The 16,671-nt window shown below is 69.4% G+C and carries 13 protein-coding genes and 1 pseudogene; 8 read left to right on the forward strand and 6 right to left on the reverse strand.

The genetic code is table 11. From position 1 onward, the window contains the following. From ATO3_RS15585 to ATO3_RS15600, 4 genes are read left to right on the forward strand one after another with little or no spacing between them, the layout of a single operon-like run. A complete protein-coding gene (locus ATO3_RS15585; protein ID WP_088650810.1) occupies positions 1–1,050 on the forward strand; it encodes a VWA domain-containing protein in 1,050 nt (349 codons plus the stop codon). Then, positions 1,047–1,949: a vWA domain-containing protein gene (locus tag ATO3_RS15590; RefSeq protein WP_088650811.1), complete on the forward strand. Its 903-nt coding sequence runs from the start codon at positions 1,047–1,049 to the stop codon at positions 1,947–1,949. Before ATO3_RS15585 ends, ATO3_RS15590 begins: the two co-directional genes overlap by 4 nt. Further along, positions 1,946–2,647 carry a tetratricopeptide repeat protein gene (locus ATO3_RS15595; protein WP_143747288.1) on the forward strand — a complete coding sequence of 234 codons (702 nt, stop codon included), beginning with the start codon at positions 1,946–1,948 and terminating at the stop codon, positions 2,645–2,647. The genes ATO3_RS15590 and ATO3_RS15595 overlap by 4 nt, the downstream gene beginning before the upstream one ends. After that, positions 2,644–3,834 (forward strand): BatD family protein, encoded by a 1,191-nt coding sequence (locus ATO3_RS15600; protein ID WP_088650812.1) that lies wholly within the window; start codon positions 2,644–2,646, stop codon positions 3,832–3,834. Before ATO3_RS15595 ends, ATO3_RS15600 begins: the two co-directional genes overlap by 4 nt. A gap of 18 nt (positions 3,835–3,852) precedes the next feature. On the opposite strand, the gene ATO3_RS15605 is transcribed toward ATO3_RS15600, so the two are convergent. The 3 genes and pseudogenes from ATO3_RS15605 to ATO3_RS15610 all read right to left on the reverse strand — a co-directional run bounded on the left by ATO3_RS15605 (position 3,853) and on the right by ATO3_RS15610 (position 6,655). Next, positions 3,853–5,064, reverse strand: a complete 1,212-nt coding sequence (locus ATO3_RS15605; RefSeq protein WP_088650813.1) for an acetyl-CoA C-acyltransferase — start codon at positions 5,062–5,064, stop codon at positions 3,853–3,855. Positions 5,065–5,237: 173 nt separating this feature from the next. After that, positions 5,238–5,357, reverse strand: a pseudogene (locus ATO3_RS28535) (arginase); the annotation flags it as partial. Then, positions 5,354–6,655, reverse strand: a complete 1,302-nt coding sequence (locus ATO3_RS15610; RefSeq protein WP_088650985.1) for a cytosine deaminase — start codon at positions 6,653–6,655, stop codon at positions 5,354–5,356. The gene ATO3_RS15610 and the pseudogene ATO3_RS28535, both read right to left, overlap by 4 nt. Before the next feature lie 399 nt (positions 6,656–7,054). On the opposite strand from ATO3_RS15610, the gene ATO3_RS15615 reads away from it, so the two are divergent. The 4 genes from ATO3_RS15615 to ATO3_RS15630 all read left to right on the forward strand — a co-directional run bounded on the left by ATO3_RS15615 (position 7,055) and on the right by ATO3_RS15630 (position 12,920). Continuing rightward, positions 7,055–7,843: a phosphodiesterase gene (locus ATO3_RS15615; RefSeq protein WP_088650814.1), complete on the forward strand. Its 789-nt coding sequence runs from the start codon at positions 7,055–7,057 to the stop codon at positions 7,841–7,843. 180 nt (positions 7,844–8,023) lie between these two features. Next, complete coding sequence (locus ATO3_RS15620; protein WP_088650815.1) at positions 8,024–9,847, forward strand: ABC transporter transmembrane domain-containing protein; 1,824 nt, start codon at positions 8,024–8,026, stop codon at positions 9,845–9,847. Between the two features lie 246 nt (positions 9,848–10,093). After that, positions 10,094–11,974 carry an acyl-CoA synthetase gene (locus ATO3_RS15625; protein WP_088650816.1) on the forward strand — a complete coding sequence of 627 codons (1,881 nt, stop codon included), beginning with the start codon at positions 10,094–10,096 and terminating at the stop codon, positions 11,972–11,974. Between the two features lie 22 nt (positions 11,975–11,996). Beyond that, positions 11,997–12,920: an alpha/beta hydrolase gene (locus ATO3_RS15630; RefSeq protein WP_088650817.1), complete on the forward strand. Its 924-nt coding sequence runs from the start codon at positions 11,997–11,999 to the stop codon at positions 12,918–12,920. Between the two features lie 247 nt (positions 12,921–13,167). On the opposite strand, the gene ATO3_RS15635 is transcribed toward ATO3_RS15630, so the two are convergent. The 3 genes from ATO3_RS15635 to ATO3_RS15645 form a co-directional block, all read right to left on the reverse strand. Continuing rightward, on the reverse strand, positions 13,168–14,799 hold the full coding sequence (locus ATO3_RS15635) for an ABC transporter ATP-binding protein (RefSeq protein WP_088650818.1): 1,632 nt from the start codon (positions 14,797–14,799) through the stop codon (positions 13,168–13,170). Beyond that, positions 14,796–15,608, reverse strand: a complete 813-nt coding sequence (locus tag ATO3_RS15640) for an ABC transporter permease (protein WP_088650819.1) — start codon at positions 15,606–15,608, stop codon at positions 14,796–14,798. Before ATO3_RS15640 ends, ATO3_RS15635 begins: the two co-directional genes overlap by 4 nt. Positions 15,609–15,711: 103 nt before the next feature. After that, the gene (locus ATO3_RS15645; RefSeq protein ID WP_088650820.1) at positions 15,712–16,671 is read right to left on the reverse strand and encodes an ABC transporter permease; all 960 of its coding nucleotides are present in this window, start codon (positions 16,669–16,671) and stop codon (positions 15,712–15,714) included.

Genomic DNA, 16,671 nt, shown 5'->3' on the forward strand with positions numbered 1-16,671 from the left:
ATGGTCTCTCTCGCCACGCCCCTGCTGCTTCTGCTGCTGCCCCTGCCGTTGATCCTGACCCGCCTGCTGCCGCCCCGACGGGGCGAGGACCCGGCGCTGGTCGCCCCCGAGGCGACGGTCAGCTGGTTCGCCGCCCATCGCCCGCCCGCGCCGCGCCGCCGCGCCCGCCTGCGCGCGGCGCTGCCGTGGGTGGCGTGGCTTTGCCTTGTGACCGCGCTGTCCGGCCCGCGCCTGGTGGTCCCCACCGCCGCGCTGCCGGTGACGGGGCGCGACCTCGTGCTGGCGCTCGATCTCTCCGGTTCGATGGTGCGCGAGGATTTCTTCCTGGAGGGACAGGAGATCAGCCGCCTCGACGCGGTCAAGCGCGTGGCCGGGGACTTCGTGCGCGGCCGGGGCGGCGACCGGGTCGGTCTGGTGATCTTCGGCTCCGACGCCTATGTCGCGGCGCCACTGTCCTACGATGTCGAAAGCATCGCGGACCAGGTGGAGGAGGCGGTGATCGGCATTTCGGGCCGGGCCACGAATATCGGCGACGGGCTGGGGCTGGCGATGAAGCGGCTGGAGGCCTCCGAGGCGGCAAGCAAGGTGGTCGTGCTGCTCTCGGACGGGGTGAACAACGCCGGGGCCGCGCGCCCGCGCGATGTGGCGCAGCTGGCCGCGGGGATGGGGATCCGGATCCACACGATCGCGCTGGGGCCGAAGGACCTGACCACGGCGGAGGAGGGCGAGCGCGGCGTGGTCGATGCCGGCACCCTGCGGGCCATGGCGGAGATGAGCGGGGGCGAAAGCTTTCGCGTGCGCAACCTGGAGGACCTGGAGGCGATGGCCGCCGCGCTCGACCGGCTGGAGGCCACCGACCGCGCGGGCGTTCCGGCCGAGATCTACCGCGCGCTCTGGATCTGGCCGGCGCTGGTGGCGCTGGCCTGCCTCGTAGCGATGCCGCTGGCCGGGGCGCTGCCAAGCGTCGGTGCCTGGCCCGGACGCCTGTTGCAAAGGCGCAGCGGCGGGGCGCCGGTCCGATCCCCGGCAACGGCGGAGCGCACCGGATGACAGGGATCGAGCTCCTCCGCCCCTGGTGGCTTCTGGCCCTGCCGGTGCTGGGCCTGCTGGCCTTCTGGCTGCTGCACCGCCCGGCGTCGCTGGGCGCCTGGAAAGCGGCGATCGACCCTGCGCTGATGGCCGCCATGGCCCGCATAGGCCGCGTGCCCGAGGCCCGCGCCAGCCGCGCCGCGCTGGTCCCGCTGGGCGCCGCCGCCTGCGTCGTCCTCGCGCTCTCTGGCCCGGCGGTCGAGGTCCGCGACGCGCCCAGCTTCCGCAACCTCGACGGCGTGGTGCTGGTGATGGATCTCTCGCCCTCGGTCACCGGGGGCGAGGCTTTGGAGCCGCTTCGCACCGCCGCCCGTGTCCTTCTTGCCCGGCTCGGATCGCGCCCCGCCGCGCTGGTGGTCTATGGCGGCGACGCCTATCTCGCGGCGCCGCTGACATCCGACACGACCCAGATCGGCCTGACCGTCGCGCTGCTGGACGAGGACATCGTGCCCGACCCCGGCAGCCGCCCGGCCGTGGCGCTGGCCCGCGCCGGGGCGCTGTTGCGCGAGGCCGAAATCGTGGCAGGCGACGTGGTGCTGTTCTCGGACGGTGGCGGGATAGACGGCGCGGCGCACAGGCAGGCGGCGGACCTGGCGGGGCAGGGCGCGCGGCTCTGGACCGTCTCGGCCGGCGCCGCCGGGGACAGCGACACCGAAGCGCTGTCCGCCCTGGCCGAAACAGGGGGCGGGGCCCTGCATGACACCGCGCAGGCCAGCGCACTGGCCGATGCCATCGCCGCCGGCCGCACCGCACGGCTGGGCGAGACGGATATCGCCATGCTCACCCTCAACGACCTTGGCCGCTGGCTGCTGCTGCCCGCCCTTCTGCTCTGCGCGCTGCTGTTCCGGAGGCGCGCATGACCTCCCTTCGCCCTCTGGCCCTGTCGCTTGCCGCCGTGCTCTGCCTGGCGCTGGCCATGGCGGTGGGCGGGCTTGCCCCCTTCGGACGGCTCGCCCTGTCGCTGGGCCTTGCCGGTCCGGCGCAGCTGCTGTTCTCCGATCCGGGCTGGGCCGGCCTTGCCGCGGCGCGCGCGGGGCAGTTCGACAGTGCCGCCGCCCGCTTCGCCCTGGTTCCCGGCGCCGATTACAACGCCGGCGTGGCGCTGGCCCGCGCCGGCCGCTACGCCGCCGCGCTCGAGGCCTTCGACCGCGCAATCGCCGCCGATCCGACCGACCACGAGGCCGCCGCCAATTTCGAACTGATCTCGCGGATCTATGCCGGCACCGCCATCTCGACCGAGGCCGCCTTTGCCATCGTCGAACGCGACAAGGACGGCCCGGTGGCCGAAGCCGAGATCGGCCTGGGCAACGCCCGCGCCTCGGGCACCGGCGACGCGGCCACCAACACCGGCACCACCCTGGGCCTGGCCGAGCTGCAATCGCGCGAGCAGCAGGCCGTCCGCAAGCAGTTCGACGACCGCTTCATGCTGGCCAACGACCGCTGGCTTCGGACCCTGGCCGACGTGCCGGGCGAATACCTGGCCGCCCGCATCCACGAGGAGCGCAAGCGCCGCGCCGCCGCCGGCCTCTCCCCGCCCGACCCGGAGGATCCGCGATGAGCCAGCGCGTCCTCCTCTCGCTCCTGTGCGTCCTTGTGGCCCTGGCCCCGATCCGCACCCGCGCGCAGGACATCCAGCCCGGCGACCTAAGCCTGACCCTGCGCGTCGAACCCGGCCCTGAAATCCCCTTCGTGGGCGAGATGGTCCTTGTCACGCTCGAAGGCGTCTTCCGCCTGCCGATCATCCGCGAACAGATGATCCAGCCCACGCTCGACGGTTTCTCCTGGATGCAGCTGGGAACCGATTACTGGTCCGATCAGCGTGTCGACGGCTACCCGGTCAAGGTCTTCCGCCGCCGCATGGCGCTGTTCCCGGAACGGGCCGGCGCGCTAAAGATCGGCGCCTTCACCCACCGCCTCACCCTGCTGGGGCCGCACAACAAATGGGTCGAACACGACATCAGCTCCGAGCCGGTGTCGCTGGAGGTTGCCCCGCATCCGCAGGTCGACGGCTGGTGGCTTCCGGTGCGCCAGCTGCGGGTGTCGGATGACTGGTCCAACGCGCCCGACCAGCTGGGCGAGGGCGAAGGCGTGCTGCGCATGATCCGGGTCGAGGCGCTGGGGATCTCGCCCGACCTACTGCCGCCGATGCCCGAGATGACGAGCCCCGGCGCGGTGATCTTCCCGCATCCCGAAAAGCGGCTGGTGGACCTGTCGGCGCAGGGGCCTATCGCGGTCGCCTTCTGGCGCTGGACGGTGATGCCGCAGACCCCGCCCTCGGCCATCGTGGAGCCGATCACCATCGATTTCTTCGACACCACCCGGCGCGAGATGCGGCGGGTGACGATCTCGCCCCAGCGGGTGGCGGTGGAGGGCGCGGCCATGGCCGATTTGCCGCCGCCGCAGGGGGCCGGACGCGCGCGGGCCGGGCTGATCCTTGGCGGGCTCGGGGCGGGGCTTGCCGCGGGGCTCGTGCTGCTTGTGCTCGGCCGTGCGCCGGGCCGGCGCGACCAGATCCTGAGGCGCCTGGGCCTGCATCCCGACCAGCGCGCGCTGGCCCGCGCCGCACGGCGCAGCGACGCCGCCGGCGCATGGCGCGCGGCGCGCCGGCTGATGCGGCACCACGCGGTGGGCGAGGCGGGCCAGGCTGCGATGAGGCAGCTTGAAACCCATCTTTTCGGCCCGGACCCGACCGCCCCCGACCTGCGCCGTTTCCGGCAGGTCTTCACCGGCGCGCTGGCGGACTGACGCCTCGGCTTCGGGTCGTTACACCGTCTCGATCGCGATGGCCGTCGCCTCGCCCCCGCCGATGCAGATCGAGGCCACGCCCTTCTTCGCCCCGCGCGCCCGCATCGCGCCCAGCAGCGTCACCAGGATCCGCGCCCCCGAGGCGCCGATCGGATGGCCCACCGCCACCGCGCCGCCATGGACGTTCAGCCGCTCGTGCTCGATCCCCAGCTCCTTCATCGAGGCCATGGCGACCACCGCGAAGGCCTCGTTGATCTCGAAGAGGTCGACCTCCTCCAGAGTCCAGCCGATCTTCTCCATCAGCCGCTGCTTGGCGTAGATCGGCGCCGTGGTGAACCAGCCCGGCTCTCCGGCATAGGACGCATGCCCCACGATCCGCGCCAGCGGGGCCAGACCCAGCTTTTCGGCCTGGCGCGCCGTGCCCAGCACCAGCGCCGCCGCGCCGTCGTTGATCGACGACGAGGACGCCGCCGTGATCGTCCCGTCGCGCTTGAAGGCGGGCCGCAGGTTGGGGATCTTGGCGGGGTCGATCTTTTGCGGCCCCTCATCCTGGCGCACCTCGGTCTCGCCCTTGCGGGTCTTCACCGTCACCGGGGCCAGTTCCCAGTCGAAGGCGCCGCTCTCGGCCGCCTGCTGCGCGCGGGTCACGCTGGCGATGGCATAGGCATCCTGATCGTCGCGGGTGAACTGGTAGCGCTCGGCGCAGTCCTCGCCGAAGGTGCCCATCGACCGCCGCGTGCCGTCGGGCCCGATGTCATAGGCATCCTCGAGCCCGTCCAGCATCATGTGATCGAGAACCTTCGAATGCCCGATCCGCGCCCCGCCGCGTTCGTTCGGCAAGAGGTAGGGCGCCCCGGTCATGCTCTCCATGCCCCCGGCCACGGCCAGGTCGACGCTGCCCGCCACCATCGCGTCATGCGCCTGCATCACGGCCTTCATCCCCGATCCGCAGACCTTCGACACGGTGGTACAGGGCACCGTCACCGGAATGCCCGCGCCCAGCGATGCCTGCCGCGCCGGCGCCTGGCCCAACCCGGCCGAAAGCACGTTCCCCATCAGCACCTCCTGCACCGCCTCGGGCGCCACGCCGGCCCCCTCCAGCGCCGCCCGGATCGCGGTCGACCCCAGCTCGGTCGCCGGCACGCCGGAAAACGCCCCCTGGAACGCGCCCAGAGGCGTCCGTGCCGCACCCAGGATCATGATCGGATCGCTTGGCCTGTTCCCGTCCATCTCGCTTATCCTCCTCTGTCGCCGGGACCCGTCCCCGGCCCTTTGCCCGCGATCCTAGGCGCGTCCCGCCGCCTCCGCCAGCCCGGTCCGCGCCGTGGGCAGCGCCCCCATGACCCGCCCGCCTGGGGCACAGCCTCATGCCCGCGGGTGCAATACCCGCCCGATCACGTTCAGCCCAGGATGCAGACATCGTCGTCGATGGCATCCCAATCCTCGACATAGGGGTATTTCCCGAAGGTCGCGATGCCGACGAAGGGCAGGTTCAGCCGGCCGCCCTGGTAGCCGTGGCTCACGCGTCGCCTCCCTGGAAATAGGTCACCGGATCGAAGCCGGACGGCCGGCCGGGCAGCGACAACACGGGATGCGACGGCGCCGTCTCGGCGATCACCTGTCCGCGCCGCATCACGATCCGGGGCGCGGCGCGCAGGCGGATCACCTCCCAGGGCGAGGTCGCCTCGTGCAGCAGCAGGTCGGCCGATGCGCCCTCGGCCAGGCCCAGATGATCCAGCTTCATGATCTCGGCCGGCGCGGCGGTGACGTTGCCGAAGGCCGCCGCCAGCCCCGCCGGGCTGGTCATGTGCACCACATGCGCGGCGATATAGGCCACGTCGGCCAGCGCGGCCCGGCCCAGCGGATACCACGGGTCCAGCACGCAATCCTGCGCGAAGCCCACCGTCACCCCGGCCTCCATCAGCTCGGCCACCCGGGTCAGTCCGCGCCGTTTCGGATAGGTGTCGAACCGGCCCTGCAGATGGGTGTTCACCGCCGGGTTGCTGGCCACGTTGATGCCCGAGGCCGCGATCCGCGTGATCAGCCGCGCGGCATAGAAATTGTCCATCGAATGCATCGAGGTCAGGTGCGAGCCCGTCACCCGGTCATGCAGGCCCAGCCGCTCGGCCTCGTAGACCAGCGTTTCGACATGGCGCGAATTCGGGTCGTCGTTCTCGTCGCAATGCATGTCGACCATGGTGCCGCGCTCCGCCGCGATCTCGCAAAGTGCGGTGATCGAGGCGCGGCCCAGCTCTGCCGTCTTTTCCAGGTGCGGCGCGCCGCCGACCACCTGAAACCCAAGGTCCAGCGTCTCGCGGATCGTGTCGCCCATGGTGTCGCGGCAGAAAAAGCCCATTTGCGGGAAGGCCACCAGCTGCAGATCGATGTAATCGGCGACCTCCTCCTTGATCTCGGCCAGCGCCTTCGCGGCCACAAGGTCGGGGTCCGTCACGTCGACATGGGTGCGCACGGCCAGCAGCCCCTGGCTGACGGCGATGTCGAAATAGCGCCGCGCGCGTTCCTTGTAGCCTTCGAAGGTCAGGTCCGGCGCCATCCGGGCCCAAAGCGCGATGCCCTCGGCCAGCGTGCCGCTTTCGTTGTATTCGCCGTTCATGCCCAGCGACAGCGTCGCGTCCAGGTGGAAATGGCAATCCACGAAGGGCGCCGAGACAAGTCTCCCCCGGGCGTCGATGACCCGCGTGGTCTCGGCGGCGGCAAGGCCGGGGGCGATCCCACTGATGCGGCCCTCGCGGATGCCGATATCGATGCCGGTGCGCCCGTCGGGCAGGTTTGCGTTTGTGATCAGCGTGTCGAAGCTCATGCGCCCCATTTCCATGTCCGGGCCCCCGGCGGGCCGCGCCGGCCGGCACGAGGGGCGATGTCCTGGCGGCGCAAGCGTGCCGCCGTGGGGCGGATGATCGGGGAAGTTCCCGTCGGGCACAAGCGCGGCGCCGGGCTTTGGACGGCGGGCGGGGAACAGGGCGGTTTGTTTGGGCACCCCGGGTGGAGGCCTCCGGGGCCCGCGCGCCCGGCGAATGGGCAAACCGGCCGCCGACAGGGGCAGCGAGCGGTTTAGTCGTCGCGGCGCGGGACGTCCGGCGAGGCAGGGATTGCATGATCGGACCTCAGGCGCAGAGTTAGGGGCCACAGGCAGGAGCGGCAGAATGACGACAGGATCAACGACAGGCCGGACTCCGGTCCGGGACGAGGCGCAAGGCCCATGCTGATCGCCCATCTGTCAGATCCGCACATGCGCGCGGCCGGGCAGCTCTACCAGGGGCTGGTGGACACCAACGCGCTCTTCGATCTGGCGCTCGACACGCTGCTGGCACTGGACCCGGCGCCGGATCTTGTCATCATCGGCGGCGATCTCGTCGACGAGGGGGCGGAGGCGGACTATGCCGTGGCCGCCGAGAAGCTCTCTCGCATCCCCATGCCGGTCCACGCGATCCCCGGCAACCATGACGACCGCGAGACCTTCCGCCGCTGTCTGCAGCATCTCTCCCCATCCCCCGAGGGCCCGCTGCATTTCATCGCCGACGGCCCGCTGCGGGTGGTGGGTTTCGATATCACCGTGCCGGGCGTGCATCACGGGCTGGTGGACGAGCCCGCCGCCGCATGGCTTGATGCGGTGCTCGGGCAGGCGCCCGACACGCCGACCCTGGTGCTGATGCACCAGCCGCCGATCCTGACGGGGATCGACTGTATCGACACCTACAATTGTCAGGGCGCCGGGCTGCTGGAGGCCGTGCTGACCCGGCATGCCCAGGTCGAACGCGTGCTTTGCGGTCATGTCCACCGCCATATCCAGACCGTCTTTGCCGGGATCCCGCTGATCTGTGCGCCGGCGACCGCGACGTCGATCGCGCTGCGGCTGGCTCCGGGCGCCGAACCGGCGTCCTTTCTCGAACCGCCGGGGCTGCTGCTGCATGACTGGCGCGGGCCGGGGCGGCTGATGACGCATTCCCTGCCGGTGGGGCGGTTTCCGGGGCCGTTTGCGTTCTTCTGATCCCCGCCGGGGCGTGCGCGGTGCCGGCGATACCCCCTGTCCTCGGCCCGCAATCCCCTGCATTCGGCGCCCGAAGCACCCCGCGCGGTCCTGCCACGCTTGACCATCCGGGCCTGAAAAGCGATGACCTTCGCCGAAACGCGGCCCTGCGCGGGCCGGTGAGGACGGGAAGGAACCCTGATGGCCGAGAGCAAGCCCGCCCCTGCGGCACCGGCAAAGACGGCACCGGGCAAGACCGAGCCGCGCGAGAAATCGAAGAAGATCGGCTCGCTGGGTGCGCTCTGGCCCTTCATGCGGCCCTACAAGCTGCTGATCGCCCAGGCGATCCTGGCCCTGATCCTGACCGCCTGCGTCTCGCTCGCGCTGCCGCTGGCGGTGCGCCGGGTGGTGGACAATTTCCGCACCGGCCAGTCCGAGCTGCTGGACAAGTATTTCCTCGCCGCGCTTGGCATCGCCGCGCTGCTGGCGATCGGCACGGGCCTGCGCTACGCGCTGGTCACGCGGCTGGGCGAACGGGTGGTGGCCGATATCCGCAAGTCGGTGTTCAACCGCGTCATCGGCATGAGCCCGGCCTTCTACGAACAGATCATGACCGGCGAGGTTCTCTCCCGTATCACCACCGACACCACGCTGATCCAGTCGGTCGTGGGGTCTTCGGTCTCGATCGCCTTGCGCAACATCCTGATCTTCATCGGCGGGCTGGCACTGATGATGCTGACCTCGCCCAAGCTCAGCGGGCTTGTCCTGCTGCTGGTGCCGCTGGTGGTGGTGCCGATCCTGACGCTGGGCCGCCGCCTGCGCGCGATCTCGAAGGAGAACCAGGACTGGATCGCGGCGTCGTCGGGCAACGCCTCCGAAGCGCTGTCGGCGGTGCAGACGGTACAGGCCTTCACCCACGAGGGGGCCAGCCGCACGGCCTTTGGCGATGTGACCGAAACCTCCTTCGACGTGGCCCGCAAGCGGATCCGCACCCGCGCGGCGATGACGGTGATCGTGATCTTCCTGGTGTTCTCGGGCATCGTCGGCATCCTCTGGGTCGGCGCCATCGACGTGCGCAGCGGCCTGATGACCGAGGGCACGCTGGTGCAATTCGTGATCTACGCGGTCATGGTCTCGGGCTCGGTCGCCGCCCTGTCCGAGATCTGGGGCGAGCTGCAGCGTGCCGCCGGCGCCACCGAGCGGCTGGCCGAGCTGCTGCAGCTGGAAGACAGCGTGCAGGACCCGGCCGCGCCGCAGGCCCTGCCGACCCCGGTCCGGGGCGAGATCGCCTTCGAGGACGTGGCCTTCCGCTATCCCTCGCGGCCCGACCGCGCGGCGCTGGACGGGGTCAGCCTGCATGTCGCCGCCGGCGAGACGGTGGCCTTCGTCGGCCCCTCGGGCGCGGGCAAGACCACGATCCTGCAGATGCTGCTGCGCTTCTACGACCCCGACGCGGGGCGGATCACGCTGGACGGCGTGGACCTCTCGGCGGTCACGCGCGGCGATTTCCGCGCGCAAATGGCGCTGGTGCCGCAGGATCCGGTGATCTTCGCCGCCTCGGCCCGCGACAACATCCGCTTCGGCCGCCCCGGCGCCAGCGATGCCGAGGTCGAGGCCGCCGCGAAGGCCGCCGCCGCGCATGAGTTCATCACCGCCCTGCCGGAGGGCTACGACAGCTATGTCGGCGAGCGCGGCGTGATGCTGTCCGGCGGACAGAAGCAGCGCATCGCCATCGCCCGCGCGATCCTGCGCGACGCGCCGGTGCTGCTGCTGGACGAGGCGACCTCGGCGCTGGACGCGGAAAGCGAACGCGCGGTGCAGGAGGCGGTCGACAGGCTGTCGGAAGGGCGCACCATGCTGGTCATCGCCCACCGCCTGGCGACCGTGAAGAAGGCCGACCGGATCGTTGTGATGGAAGACGGCCGCATCGTCGCCCAGGGCAGCCACGATGCGCTGGTGGCACAGGGCGGGCTGTACGCACGCCTCGCCCGGCTGCAGTTCACCGACGGCATCGCCGCCGAGTAAGCCGGGGGCCCGCGCTGCGCGCGCAGGGTATCGGTGGCGCCCCTTCGGGGGGCGCGGGGCGGGCGCTGCGCGCCCGTCCTCTCAGTCCCGTCACATGGCCGGTACGCCGGTGCGCGGCGCTCTGCCACCCTGCGGGTAGCGTAGCGTCAGGACGGGGGGCCAAGGCTTGGCGCACCCCGGTCTTTGACATATCGTTTTCCCGAGGGGACACCGGGCCATAACGCGCCCGAACGGGAGGGACACGCCATGGACATGGCACCGATGGCCGAGAAAATTCAGATCGAAGCCGAGATGGACTGGGACGCACGCGATGTGCCGAAGACCATCCACCAGATGCTCTCCCGCACCGCCGCGGCCTATCCGGACAACAAGGCCGTCAGTTTCCAGCTGACCTCGGGCCCCGCCGACAAGGCCGAGACGCTGACCTACCGCCAGCTGCTGGACCGGGTCACCCGCGCCGCCAACCTGTTTCGCGCTCAGGGCGTGGAGGAGGGCGACGTCGTCTCCTACATCCTGCCCAATTGCACCGACACGCTGGTCACCTATCTTGGCGGCGCGGTGGCCGGCATCGTCAACCCGATCAACCCGCTGCTCGAGCCCGAGCAGATCGCCGCCATCCTGCGCGAGACGAACTCGAAGGTCGTGGTGACGCTGAAGGCCTTTCCAAAGACCGACATTGCCCAGAAGGTCTCCGAGGCCGTCCGCCACGCGCCGAACGTGCGGAGCGTGATCGAGATCGACCTGAAGAAACACCTCGCGCCGCCGAAATCCTGGCTGATCCCGCTGATCCGTCCCAAGAACCCGGGCCCGCGCCACGCCGATTACCTCGATTTCGAGGCCGGGCTGGCGCGGCAGCCGACGACGCTGAGCTTCACCGACACCCCCCGGGACCGCTGCGGCTTCTATTTCCACACGGGCGGCACCACGGGCATGCCGAAGGTCGCTCAGCACATGGTGTCGGGCGCGATCTACAACGGCTGGATCGGCCAGAGGATGCTGTATGGACCGGACGAGGTGGTGATGTGCCCGCTGCCGCTGTTCCATGTCTTCGCCTGCCACGTCGTGTCCATGGGCGTTCTGATGTCGGGGGCGCATGTGGTCTTTCCGACCCCGGCGGGCTATCGCGGCGACGGGGTCTTCGACAATTTCTGGAAGCTCTGCGAGCGCTGGAAGGTCACCTTCATCTTTACGGTGCCCACGGCCATCTCGGCCAAGATGCAGCGGCCCGTCGATGCCGATCTTTCCACGGTGAAATACGCCTTCTCCGGCTCCGCGCCCCTGCCGGTGGAGCTCTTCCGCCGGTTCGAGAAGGCCGCCGGCATCGAGATCATCGAGGGCTACGGCCTGACCGAAGCGACCTGCCTTGTCGCCTGCAACCCGCTGAACGGCGAGAAGAAGATCGGCTCCATCGGGCTGCCGTTCCCCTATACCGAGGTGAAGATCCTGCGCGATGCGCCCGAGGGCCCGGTGGAATGCGCGGTCGACGAGATCGGCGAGATCTGCGTGTCGAATCCGGGCGTGGTGCCCGGCTCCACCTATATCGAGCAGGACAAGAACCACCGGCTGTTCCACCACGACATCTACCTGCGCACCGGCGACCTGGGCCGGGTGGACGCCGACGGCTATCTCTGGATCACCGGGCGCGCCAAGGACCTGATCATCCGCGGCGGCCACAACATCGACCCGGCCGAGATCGAGGAGGCGCTGCTGGGCCACGAGGCGGTGGCCTTCGCCGGCGCCATCGGCCAGCCCGATTCCCGCGCGGGCGAAATGCCCTGCGCCTATGTCGAACTGGTCTCGGGCGCCGAGGTCACGGGCGAGGAGCTGATGGAATACTGCAAGGTCCATGTCCACGAACGCGCGGCGCATCCGAAGTTCGTCGGCATCATGGACGAGCTGCCCAAGACCGGCGTCGGCAAGATCTTCAAACCGGCGCTGCGCATGGCGGCGATCACCCGGGTCTACAATGGCGCGCTCGAAGCGGCGGGCGTGCCGGCGCGGGTGGTCGAGGTGATCGACGACAAGACGCGCGGCCTGGTGGCGCAGCTCGACCGCAACGGGGCCGACGCGGCGGAGGTGGCAAAAGTGCTTGATGACTATACCCGCCCGTGGGAGTGGTCGTCCTGACAGGACATCTCACCGGGACATCATGGATTACGAGACGCTGATCGACGCCGAAACCTGGGCGTTCATCGACAGGACGAACGGCTATTACCCGCCGGACGCGACCACGCGCACGATTGCCGAGCAGCGCCGGGTCTACGACGAGATGTGCCGCGCCTTCTTCCAGGGCTATCCCGAGGGCATCTCGGCCACCGACCTGGAGGCGGACGGCGTGCCCTGCCGGCTCTACTCGGCCGGCGATCCGTCGGTGACGGTGGTATACTTTCACGGCGGCGGCTTCGTGGTCGGCGGGCTCGACAGCCATGACGACATCTGCGCCGAGATCTGCCAGCAGACCGGCTATCGCGTGCTGGCGGTCGATTACCGGCTGGCGCCCGAACACAGGCACCCCGCGGCCTTCAAGGATGCCTGGACCGCCACGCAATGGGCGGCGGCGGAGTTCCCTGAACCGCTGGTCCTGGCCGGCGACAGCGCCGGCGGCACGCTCGCCGCAGCCGTGGTGCAGCACATGCGGGGCAAGCTGAAACGGCTCCAGGGCCAGGTGCTGATCTACCCGGGCCTGGGCAGCGACCTCGACACCGCCTCGGCCCGCGAACATGCCGAGGCGCCGCTGCTGACCCTGGACGAGCTGCGCTTCTACCGCAGGGTCCGCACCGGGGGCGAGCCGCCCGCCGACGACCCGACGCTGTCGCCGCTGTGTGATACCAGCTTCAAGGGCCTGCCGCCGACGGTGATCTTCACCGCCGATTGCGATCCCCTGCGCGACGACGGCCGGCTCTACCGCGACAGGCTGCGGGAGGCGGGCGTGAAGGTCGCCTGGATCAACGAGGAAGGCCTCGTCCACGGATACCTGCGCGCGCGAACATCCGTCGCCCGCGCCCGGCAGAGCTTCGAGCGGATCTCGCTCGCGATCGAGGCGCTGGGGCAGGGGCTCTGGCCGTATTCCTGATGCGGAGCGGGAATTGGGGCTCTGCCCCCGCCGCGGCAAGCCGCGACTCCCCCGGAGGTATTTTTCCAAGGTGAAGAAGGGGCGTTGTGCCTCTAATCCTGAACGGATCGTTAATCTGGCGTTGTAACCTCTTGATTTTAAAAGGAGGGGATACTGTCCCACGCGTGGGACATGTTCGGACCCCCTGCTTCTTCTTGGCCCAAATACCTCCGGGGGAGGCGCCGCAGGCGACGGGGGCAGCGCCCCCTCAATGCCCGGCGCTTTCCATCTTGCGATGCGCCAGCACCTCTTCGAGCCAGCCCAGCTTCATCTCCGGCACCGAGCTCAGCAGCAGGTCGGTGTAATCGTCGAAGGGCGGCGCGAGCACCTCGCTCTTGGGGCCGTAGCGGACGACCTTGCCCTGGTACATGACGGCGATGCTGTCGGCGATGGCGCGGACCGTGGCCAGGTCATGGGTGATGAACAGGTAGGCCACGTTCTCCTTCTTCTGAAGGTCCAGCAGAAGCTTCAGGATGCCGTCGGCCACCAGCGGGTCGAGGGCTGATGTGACCTCGTCGCAGATGATCAGCTTCGGATCCGCCGCCAGCGCGCGGGCGATGCAGACACGCTGTTTCTGGCCGCCCGAAAGTTCGGCCGGGTAGCGGTCGATGAAACCGTCGGCCATCTCGATCTTGTCGAGCAGCTCGGCCACGCGGTCGCGCAGCTTGCGGCCCTTCATGCCGAAGTAGAATTCCAGCGGCCGGCCGATGATCGTCCCCACGGTCTGGCGCGGGTTCATCGCCACGTCGGCCATCTGGTAGATCATCTGCAGCTCGCGCAGGTCTTCTCGAGACCGTCCCGCAAGGGCGGGCGAGAGGGTGCGGCCGGCGAAGTCGATCTGGCCCTCGGACGGCGGCAGCAGGCCGGTGATCACGCGTGCGAGCGTCGACTTGCCCGAGCCGCTTTCGCCCACCACCGCCAGCGTGTGGCCCGGGGCGAGATCGATCGAGACATCCTTCAGCACGTCGTACCTGGTGCCCGAGTAGCGCGCGGTGATGTTCTTCGCGGTCAGCACCGGTTCGGCCGGCGCCTTTTCCGGGTGGTCGATCTGGCGGACCGTCACCAGCGCGCGGGTATAGTCTTCCTGCGGGGCGTTGATGATCTGCTCGGCGGTGCCGTATTCGACCTTTTCGCCATGGCGCAGCACCATGATGTGGTCGCTGACCTGCGCCACCACCGCGAGGTCGTGCGTGATGTAGAGCGCGGCCACACCGGTGTCGCGGATCGCATCCTTGATCGCGGCCAGAACGTCGATCTGGGTGGTCACGTCCAGGGCCGTGGTGGGCTCGTCGAAGACGACGAGGTCAGGCTGCGGGCAGAGCGCCATGGCCGTCATGGCCCGCTGCAGCTGTCCGCCCGAGACCTGGTGCGGGAAGCGGTTGCCGAAGGTCTCCGGGTCCGGCAGGCCGAGCTTGTCGAAGAGGCGCACGGCGCGGGCCTCGGCCTCGGATTTGGTGCAGCGGCCGTGTTGCAGGGCGGCTTCGGTGACCTGCTCCATCAGCTTGCGCGCCGGATTGAAGGCGGCGGCGGCGGATTGGGCGACATAGGTCACCTCGGCCCCGCGGAGCGCGCGCAGGCCGCGCATGCCGCCCTTCAGGATGTCGCGTCCGTTGATCCAGACCTCGCCGCCCGTGATCTCGACCCCGCCGCGGCCAAAGCCCATGGACGCAAGGCCGATGGTGGATTTGCCCGCGCCGGATTCGCCGATCAGCCCCAGCACCTGGCCCTTTTCGAGGGAAAACGAGACGCCCTTGACGATCTCGATGTCATGCGGCTTCTCGCCCGGCGGATAGACCGTGGCGCCGATCCTGAGGTTCTTCATCTCCAGCAGATCGCTCATCCTCGGCCTCCTTTCAGGCTGGTTGTCCGGTTCAGTACCCAGTCGGCGACCAGGTTGACCGAAATGGCCAGCGTTGCGATGGCGACGGCGGGGTAGAGCGCCGCACCGATGCCGTAGACGATGCCGTCGGCGTTTTCCTTCACGATGCCGCCCCAGTCGGCCTGCGGCGGTTGCACGCCGAGCCCGAGGAACGACAGGGTCGACACGAAGAGCACCATGAAGATGAAGCGCAGCCCCATCTCGGCCACCAGCGGCGAGAGCGCGTTGGGCAGGATCTCGCGGAAGATGATCCAGCGGTAGCCTTCACCGCGCAGGCGGGCGGCCTCGACGAAGTCCATGACCTCGATGTCTACCGCCACGGCGCGGGCCAGGCGGTAGACGCGGGTGCTGTCCAGAAGGCCCATGACGAGGATCAGCACCGGCACGGTGACCGGCATGACCGACAGCACCACGAGGGCGAAGATCAGCGTCGGGATCGACATCAGCAGGTCGACGAAGCGCGACAGCACCTGGTCGGCCCAGCCGCCGAGAACGGCGGCGATGAAGCCCAGGACCGAGCCGGTGGTGAAAGACAGGATCGTGGCGGCGGTGGCGATGAATATCGTCGTGCGACCGCCGTAGATCATGCGGCTGAGAAGGTCGCGGCCGATGTTGTCGGTGCCCAGAAGGTGGGCGTCGGACGACGGCTCCCATACGCCGCCGACAACCTCGGCCATGCCGTAGGGCGCCAGCAGCGGGGCGAAGATGGCCATCAGGAAGTAGAAGGCGGTCAGGATCAGCCCGATCAGGGCGGCTATGGGGATCCTCATGCGCGATCCTCCCGGGCTTTGATCGTGGTCGCGGGCGTGCAACGTGGGCGGAGAAAATTCGTCGAATTTTCTCGGGCGGTGCGGGGGGTGACAAGGCGCGCGCTCATTTCGGATGCCTCAGGCGCGGGTTGGCCAGGATCGAGATCACGTCGGCCAGCATGTTGAGCCCGATGTAGACGGCGGCGAAGATCAGCCCGCAGGCCTGCACCACCGGCACGTCGCGTTTCGACACGTGGTCCACCAGGTACTGGCCCATGCCGGGATAGACGAAGACCACCTCGACCACGACGACGCCCACCACGAGATAGGCGAGGTTCAGCATCACCACGTTGACGATCGGCGCGATCGAGTTCGGGAAGGCGTGTTTCCAGATCACGCGGAAGGTCGACAGGCCCTTGAGCTCGGCGGTTTCGATATAGGCCGATTGCATCACGTTCAGGATGGCGGCGCGGGTCATGCGCATCATATGCGCCAGCACCACCAGCGTCAGAACCGCGACGGGCAGGGCGATGGCCTCGAGCCGGGTGAAGACATCCGCGTCGGGGCGGTAGCCGATGGCCGTGGAGGGGAACCAGCGCAGCTTCACCCCGAGGAAGAACATCAGCAGGTAGCCGATCAGGAATTCCGGCAACGAGATCGAGGCCAGCGTCACGGCCGAGATCAGCTTGTCGGGCCAGCGGTCGCGGTAGCGCACCGCGAGGAGCCCGAGGAACACGGCAAGTGGCACGGCGATGATCGCCGCCCAGAAGGCCAGGAACAGCGTGTTCCGGAAGCGGGCGCCGAGGCTCTCGGCAATGTCCTGACCGGAGGTCAGCGCAGTGCCCAGGTCCCCCTGGAAGACGCCGAAGAGCCAGTCGAAGTAGCGCGTCAGCGCCGGTTCGTTCAGGCCCAGGTCCTGGCGCAGGTTGGCAAGCGCCTCGGGCGTGGCCGATTGGCCGAGAATGGATTGCGCCACGTCTCCGGGCAGGATCAACGTGCCGACGAAGATCAGGATGGAGACGAGGAACAGCAACAGCAGGCCCAGCGCGATGCGCTGGGCCAGGAGTTTCACGACGGGAGTCAT

The organism is Marinibacterium profundimaris (assembly GCF_002210095.1).
Classification (GTDB): Bacteria; Pseudomonadota; Alphaproteobacteria; order Rhodobacterales; family Rhodobacteraceae; genus Marinibacterium; species Marinibacterium profundimaris.